The organism is Verrucomicrobiota bacterium (assembly GCA_027622555.1).
Classification (GTDB): Bacteria; Verrucomicrobiota; Verrucomicrobiia; order Opitutales; family UBA2995; genus UBA2995.
The window spans coordinates 1-8,461 of the sequence record JAQBYJ010000178.1; the positions used below are offsets into that span (position 1 = coordinate 1).

At 50.8% G+C, this 8,461-nt stretch carries 5 protein-coding genes; all 5 read left to right on the forward strand.

Going from position 1 to position 8,461, the window contains the following annotated elements; all coding sequences use genetic code 11:
• Positions 1 to 676 precede the first annotated feature (676 nt).
• On the forward strand, positions 677 to 1,912 hold the full coding sequence (locus tag O3C43_23835) for an MFS transporter (protein MDA1069517.1): 1,236 nt from the start codon (positions 677 to 679) through the stop codon (positions 1,910 to 1,912).
• Positions 1,913 to 2,358: 446 nt separating this feature from the next.
• Positions 2,359 to 4,500 (forward strand): hypothetical protein, encoded by a 2,142-nt coding sequence (locus tag O3C43_23840; protein ID MDA1069518.1) that lies wholly within the window; start codon positions 2,359 to 2,361, stop codon positions 4,498 to 4,500.
• Positions 4,501 to 4,539: 39 nt separating this feature from the next.
• Positions 4,540 to 6,144: a CehA/McbA family metallohydrolase gene (locus tag O3C43_23845; protein MDA1069519.1), complete on the forward strand. Its 1,605-nt coding sequence runs from the start codon at positions 4,540 to 4,542 to the stop codon at positions 6,142 to 6,144.
• A gap of 296 nt (positions 6,145 to 6,440) precedes the next feature.
• A complete protein-coding gene (locus O3C43_23850) occupies positions 6,441 to 7,943 on the forward strand; it encodes a serine hydrolase (GenBank protein MDA1069520.1) in 1,503 nt (500 codons plus the stop codon).
• Positions 7,944 to 7,993: 50 nt separating this feature from the next.
• The coding region (locus O3C43_23855) for a DUF6090 family protein (GenBank protein ID MDA1069521.1) at positions 7,994 to 8,461 on the forward strand (468 nt) is incomplete at its 3' end.

An 8,461-nucleotide genomic window follows, 5' to 3' on the forward strand; every position in this document is an offset into this window, starting at 1 on the left:
GAAGCGGTTGCAACCGCTTCGCAGATTCCTGGCACCTTCAACGACTAATAACATCAAAGGATTTTTCGAGCACTTCCTCCGACGAGTGGTTTGGACCCATTCTCGGAAGTGCTCAAAATCCGGTAAATTCATAATGAGGAGACCTACAAGGCAACGGAGGAAACAGAGTTGTATTGAATTTTTTCCTCCGTTCTCTCCGTTGCCTCCTGTTCAAATAAAAAAATATACGAACAACCCTTTCAGCATATCGGACCGCTCGGCGATCGGTCCCTACCCTGGATTTTTCTACCTTAGGTAGGGCGGTTTTGCCATACCGAGCCGAAGGCGACAGCGAGGCGAACAACAACCGCCGTCAGGGATTTACTCCGTAAAAACAATCACGCCCCGCTAAAGTGAGTCGTTAAAAATATTCTTGCGGGAAAACTACAACTGCTGTTCGTTGCCAGCTTCACCACGAATTACCAGATGTCCAACGAGCTTAAACAGCCTCTCACTCTAACCGTTAAAGCTAACAGCTACGGTCGTGTGAATATTGTACGTTTTAATTGGACACGCGCGCAGCGCAAGCAGGTGAATCGTACTGGGACCCCATAGAAACAGCGACCAGTAAAAAGACTTTCGATAACCCTGCTTTTCCAAGAGCAGGGTTTTTTGTTTTTCGAATCCAAACATCACAATGAAAACGCTAACTCAACGCATCCGAGCCTCCAATCAATACAGCTTTGCAAGACAATTGAAGATCGACCTGACGACGTTTGAAAAGCCCGTCTACGTTTTAATTATCGGGCAGTTTCTCAACAAGTTTGGTGCTTTCGTATTTCCGTTCTTCTCCTTGTTTCTTCAGGAACGAAGTTTCGACAAAAGTGAGATCGCTTTGGTCCTGGCATCTTTGAGTGCGGGAGGATTGGTCGCTCCCCTTGTGGCCGGCTACCTGTCGGATGCGATAGGAAGACGCAATACCTTGGTCGTTTCATTGATCAGCAGTGCCCTGACTCTGATCGTACTCTACTTCTGTGAATGCTTAATGTGGCTAGCACTGTGGTCGACCATTCACGGCTTTGCGGTGTTTCTTTTCGGTCCACCAGCGACCGCCTTGTTGACGGATTTGGTTCCAGAAGAAAAACGGCTGACCGCTTTCGCCTTATTCCGTTTAGCACTCAACCTGGGTTTCGCGGCAGGCCCGACCGTCGCTGGGCTGTTGTTTGTTAAAGCACCGTTTTTGATTTTCATAGGTGATGCGGCAACGACTTTGGTTTTCGCCTTACTTGCCTTTGTGTGGCTGCCCCATGGTTTGAGAACGATCAAAGGAAAAGTGAGCTCGTTCCAGGTGATTCTAAGGAGCTGGAATGAAGCCTTCCTGGACATGCTGAAACACGGCCCCATACTCCAATACCTGCTGACCGTTTTCCTCGTTGCCACCTGTTTCCAGCAGGTCTTCAACGTATTGTCGATTGCATCAACCGACAATGGACTGACTCCAGCCCAGTACGGGTTGGTGATGGCATTTAACGGCCTGCTGATTGTTGTCATCGAACTACCTCTTTGCCAATGGATGCAAAGGCTGGACTACAAACGTGTCATAACGCTGGGGTATGCGTGCATCGCGATCGGCACCGCATCGTTCTGTTTCGCCAAGACAATGAGCGGTTATTTCATCGCCATGGGACTATTCACTCTTGGTGAGATTATTAGCTTCCCCATAGGTTTGGCCTACATGGGTCGACTTACACCCGTAGCTTACCGTGGTCGTTACTTTGGCTTCAAAGGCATGATGTGGGGACTCGCGGGAATCTTCAGCAGCGCAGGAATCTGGTTCCACGGACGCATCGGTGATTCCTGGTGGTTATGGGCAGGATCCATTGCCTTGCTGGGATCTGCATTGATGATTCCAAAACTACGTGACACAAGGTGAAGAGATAACTCGTACTTTTGCAAAAAAACAGACGCAGTTTCCGCCACCACTTGTCCCCCTTATAAACAGTGGTATTCAGCGATGCTATCAAGGTTCTCCTTGCAACCAATTGCACGGAATGAGCTTCTTTAAACACTGAAGTTGACGGGAAACGGACAGGAATGGAGACCGGGCGCAGGTGGCCTTTCCAGCCCGCCATTCATATTGGTATTTATTGAAGCGGTCACAGTTCCGATGAGTAAAAGGACATTCCCCAATCCCTGTTCAAACACCCCATCCAGCCAATTCGTCCCACGCACCCTAGTCACGCCGTAGTACCGAAGGCGGATCGGCCCGTCCCCGTCACGCCGCAGACCCAGCGAGCGAAGGCGGATAATCCAGTCTTGAGTTTTTGTGGGAAATTGGATGTATATGAATGGGCTTCCCGTGCTCTAACTCATTACCCCATGGATCAAGATACTCCTCCCAGTCCAGACAAAGGCTCTTCACCAAGACGTGACCAGTCCTCAGGATTTTTGAAGTTCTGGCAGGAACTGAAGCGTCGCAAGGTTATGCGGGTGGCGATTACCTATGCGGTCGTGGGTTGGGTTATTATGCAGGTGGCTGGCCTTACTTTTGAAGGGTTTGGCATTCCTATCTGGGCGTTCAGGTTTGTCATGCTGTGTGTGATCCTCGGTTTCCCGATTGCCATCATTCTGGCCTGGGCGTTTGAGCTGACCCCGGATGGGATTAAGACGACCAAAATTGCTCAGGGAACAGAGATCTCTAAGGCTCATGCTAAGAAGCGAAACTTATATTCATTACTTTTCGCCGCTGCGGTCCCAACACTCATCTTTGGAGCCCTCTCCATCTTTTTCTACTTCCGCTCGGACACATCCCCTGCCATGAGCATGTCGAAGGGCTCGTCCCCCAACCTTAGCCCCAAGTCCCAAGGACTCTCTGAGTCCGACAAATCCATCGCCGTACTCCCCCTCGCCAACATGAGTCCCGATCCGAATAACGCGTTTTTCGCGGACGGAGTACATGAGGACATACTGACCAATCTATCCCGGATTGACGAACTGCGGGTGATTTCCCGTACTTCAACCCTTCGTTATCGTGACACGATAAAAAGTCTCACCGAGGTCAGCAAGGAGCTCGGCGTTCGCTACCTGGTGGAAGGATCGGTCAGGCGTGCGGGTAATCAGGTAAGGATCACCGTCCAGCTGATTGACGCCCAGGCCGATGATCACCTCTGGGCGGAAAACTACAACCGGAGTCTCGACGATATCTTTACCATCCAGGCCGACGTAGCCAAAGAGATCGCCGATAAGTTGGAAACGGTGTTAACCCCGAAGGCGATTGCCCAAATCGAACGGCGACCCACCGAAAACCAGGAAGCCTACGACCTTTTCGTGAAAGTAAAGCAGATGATCGATTCGTTGTCCGGAACGGATGAGGAAAGAATTGCGCTATTGGAGAAGGCGGCCGCCATTGATCCCAATTTCGCCGAGGTGTGGGCCCAATTGGCTGTCGAACGCATTGACCTGTGGAGTAACCAAGAACGCCGTAATAATCCTGAACTTTTGGCAAATGCCTACCATGCCTTTAACCAAGCCAAGCGCCTCGGACCCAATCTGGCCTATATTCCATTCGTTCAATACTCCATTGAATGGAATGAGAAACAGAACTACGACCTCGCGATCAGTCTCCTGCTGGAAGCATTAGCCATAGATCCCGCCTTCCGTTTGGCACAAAGTGAGTTGGCCGATCGTTATAGTTACCTAGGACGTGGGGCTGAAGCGCGACACCATCATGAGGCAATACATCGCACAGATCCTTTGTCACCAAGAGCCAATAATAGACTTTTTAGCACTTACAAAGTCGGACTCATGTGGAAAGAGGCGCGAGAGTTGATCCTGCGCAATTTGGAGTGGACGGACAATCCCACCCAATGGCGGAAACGATTGGCCGAAGTTGATTATTTTCAAACGGGAGACAAGCAAGCGTATATCTCTGACATGGAAGCCATTCCCGGCTTTATTGAATCACCCTCTGGCAAGGCCTGGAAAGCGGTAATGTTACGCGACTATCCAAACGCGTTGCGCCATATCGAAGAGTTGGATCCGGATGAAGGGTTTTCTCTCACTGGTGGAGTCAGTTTGGTGATAAGGCCGACAAGCCTTGTTTCCGCTCTCATTTATTTCGAGACAGGCGATACTGAAAAACAGCTTATAGTAGCAGAAAAAACCAGATCTTACCTGGAAGGAAGAATTGAAGAAGATCCGCTGATTTCGCCCAATTACCATACCAATTTAACGCTTTCCTACGCGCTTGTGGGCGACCGGGAAAAGATGGATGCCAATATCGTAATAACCCGCGAGCAGGGTAGTTCCATCAGATGGAAATACATGTTCGAAGCAGAAATCGAATTCCGCAATGCAGTCGCCTATTTAGTTACAGGTGATCACGAGGCAGCGATTGAAACTCTGACCAAGGCAAATGAACTGGACTACCATGACCTGCTATTGAAACAGGAGCTCGAGCTCTGGTTCATCTTCGACCGGCTAAGAGGTAATCCAAGGTTTGATGCGTTGTTGAAAGACTGAATACCATGAAAGGAAAATGATACCATGAGACTTTGCCCTATGCTCAAAAGAATCCAGTTGCTACTGGTTGGTGGAACTTGCCTGGCTTTGGCCGGGACTACCTTCGGCCAAGCAGAAGATCCACTTTCACGTCTGGTGGTTGAGATTACCGACGCGACTACCGGTGAACCGACAGAGGCGCGTGTGCGATTGATCAATGTCAACGATGAGGCCGCGGAAATTCCCGCTGTCGGCATAGGCGTAATGTACGGCCGCTTTGATCGGGCTGAGGGTTACGCCTTTCAGCCCGATGGTGCGTTTTACGTGGATGGTGGGTTTGAAATCGAAGTTGTTCCTGGAAGTTATCGTCTAACCATTTCCAAAGGCTTCGAGTATCTGGCAAAGGATATCGAGCTCGAGCTAACACCCGGCGGAAATACAACGAAGCGGTTGGCCTTGGAGCGCTGGATCAATATGCCTGAGCGGGGATGGTATTCGGCCGACGACCATATCCACATCCGTCGTTCGCCGCGGGAAAATCCCTACATTCTGACATGGATCGCAGCAGAGGATGTTCATGTGGGCGCGATGCTGCGGATGGGGGACTTCTGGAGCACCTATTATGAGCAATACGCGTTTGGCGACGAGGGCGTGTTCGAGGATGATGGGCGCGTGCTTACACCGGGGCAAGAGGAGCCGCGAACGCATGAGATTGGCCACACGATTTCTTTGCTCGCCGATGACACAGCCCGTTTCCAAAAGGAGTACTATTTTTACGACCGGGTCTTCGATCGGGTTCATGAGTTGAACGGATTGACCGGTTACGCCCACCAGGGCATGTCCTTTCACGGATACCGTGGCATGACCATGGACGTGCTCCGCAACAAATTGGATTTCCTGGAACTGCTGCAATTCTGTGTGGCTGAGGGCCCGGTTCACTCGGAACATTATTATTTTTTCCTCGATCTCGGATTCAAACTGACTGCTACCGCCGGTTCTGATTTCCCCTGGTGTGGCGAATGGCCAAATGAGGAAAACGACGTTACGGGACGCTTCGCTCAAATCGGCAACGCACGATTCTATACCCATGTGGGAGATGCTTTTTCGTTTGAAGGATGGAAAGAGAATTTTAAAGCCGGGCGGACATTTGTCAGTAGCGGACCCATGCTCGAATTGCGGGTAAACGGCGCCTTGCCCGGAGACACGGTTCAGGTAAGCAAAGGCGATACATTGCGCATTTCCGCCAAGGCTTTTGGTCACTCGGATCGAGTCCCATTGCAGAAACTGGAACTCATTGGCCATAGCCGGGTATTGAAATCAGTATCCATCAAAGACCAGGGGCAATCGAGTGAGGAACTTGTTATTGATATGGAGTTTCCCGCCGAGCATGGGATATGGATAGCGGCTCGCAGCACGGCTGGCAAATATCAGTCGGCACACACGACACCGGTCTATGTCTCGGTGGATGGCGGAGGTTTCCACAACGCAATAACGGCAGCAGCCAATCTGGATCAGTGTGAGCGATACTTAAAGGAGATCGAAGAGGAAGTAGCCGAGCCCGATGATCGCATTGAATATCATGCCTGGCGTTACCAGGATGGGCTTCATGAGCGAGTTGCCGAAACCCGTGACATTATCAGTCAATTAAGGAGGGATTTAAAATAATGGCCGCATCCATTTCCGTGAGCTCGACCTCTGGTTCATCTTCGACCGGCGGCGGACCTTCGACAAAGCTCAGGGCAGGGGGAATCCGCGGTTTGATGTGTTATTGGAGGATTATAAATTGGAACCATAAAAAGCGCAAAAGGCACATAGTAATGAAAAGCTTGTTACCCAAGATGCTCCGAGAACGTAGTTCGACAAGATCCGCCGTCGCAAGAAAAGGCTCTGGCGAGACACGGCCAGCTTCCAACGGAAGACCGGAACAAAAGTCCAAAAACGCTGAGATAACACTTGTAACAATGAACAGAAAAATTGTCACGTCAGAGACTGCGCCTCTAAATAGCAAATTGCTATCAGTGGGAAATACCATGTATCGAAACCGTTTGAAGGCGGCGAGCCTACTGCTGTGCATGCTTGCGTTTACCGTTTATGCAAAGGAAGAGGCGCAGGACACGACACCTCAGCAACATTTCCCTTCCTCTCCTGAGATCCAGGCGCTGGTCCAGGCACGCGTCGATGAAAATCGCGCCGTTGGCATCATGGTCGGTGTCATGGAAGCCGATGGTTCGACGCGAATATTCTCGGCAGGTGATCCCGGTCCGGGCGCGCAACCGTTTGGACCGCGGTCCGTCTTCGAAATCGGATCAATCACCAAAGTATTCACGGGAATATTGCTCGCCGACATGGTCGCAAGGGGCGAGGTGTCCTTCGACGATCCCATCGCAAAATACCTACCGGAAGATGAAGTCACAATACCGACACGGGGCGGCAGGGAAATTACACTCCTCGATATTTCGACGCACCGCTCGGCATTACCCAGGATACCAGACAACTTTGCTCCCGCAGATGACAGCAATCCGTACGCAGACTACACGGTCGAACAAATGTATGAGTTCCTGTCCGGTCACCAACTCCGGCGGGACATTGGTGCCGAGGTCGAGTATTCAAATCTTGCAGTAGGTCTGCTCGGACATGCACTCGCCCAGACTCATGGTGGCAGCTATGAAGAACTCGTGCGCGAGCGCATTCTAGAGCCTCTCGGCATGAACCACACTAGCATTACCTTAAACGAGGACATGCAGTACCGGCTGGCGAAGGGTCACGATAGGGAAGGTAATGTCGTCTCGAACTGGAATATCCCGACGCTTGCCGGCGCAGGCGCGCTGCGATCCGACATGACAGACATGCTGAAGTTTATTGCTGCCAATACCGGCCCCGCCGAAACGTCACTGGAAGAGGCCATGCGCGAAAGTCACCAGGCACGGAACAGTTTTGGCGGGCCAAATGACATCGGATTGAACTGGATCATCTTTAATCAGGGAGAAGACAAGATTGTCTGGCACAACGGTGGCACAGGAGGCTATCGAACGTTTGCTGGGTTCGATCCGGACAGGGGTGTTGGCGCTGTAGTGCTCACCAATTCAAATCATGGTTCTGATGATATCGGTATGCACCTGATCAATGCAAACATACCACTCACCCCACCACCGAAAGAGCATGTCGAGATCGAAGTGCCGGCCACGACGTTGCGACGCTATGAGGGCGTGTATCAGCTCATGCCGAAGATCACGAACACGATCCGATTCACCGACGGGCAACTGACAGCCCAGATCACAGGGCAGGACATCTTACCTGTTTTTGCCGAGTCCGAGAGGAAGTTTTTTTTGAAGATTGTGGATGCCCAGCTGGAGTTTTTTACCGACGAACTGGGGCGCGTAACCCATGTTAACCTATACCAAGGCGGCCGTACCACGAAAGCGGACCGCATCAGTGACGCGGTGGAGGATTACGAAGCACAATGAAATCCCACTTTCGCAGTATCCGAATGTAACTCTTCACTGAAGGGGAGCTGGTGCGGTACCTGACTTATGCGCTTGGGGAAATACTGTTAATTGTTGTCGGCATCATGTTGGCGCTTCAGTTAAACAACTGGAACGAGGACCGGAAAGCGCAGGCGGAGTTTGATGAGTATATTGTGGAACTAAAAAGTGATGTTAAGGAAGCCATACAGAATTTAGAGAATACAATTCGTATCAACAATGGTTTCAAGGAGGGTTGTGAATTTATTCCTGCCTTTTTTGAGAATTCCGACTATAGGGAAGAAGACCTGGCCAGATTTGAAAGAGGACTTTCCAACTTAGGCAGTTATGACGAGACCAATGTCCACGTAGGGGTGCTTGGAGAACTAATGGATGGAAACAAGGAGATTATCAGTCGAAATCCAGCGCTCGCCCAGTCCGCTCGACAAATCGAGGGGGTCATAGAAGAAAGGTTAAGCAACCTCAGTCATATTTATAGTCAAATCGACCTGGACGCTAGC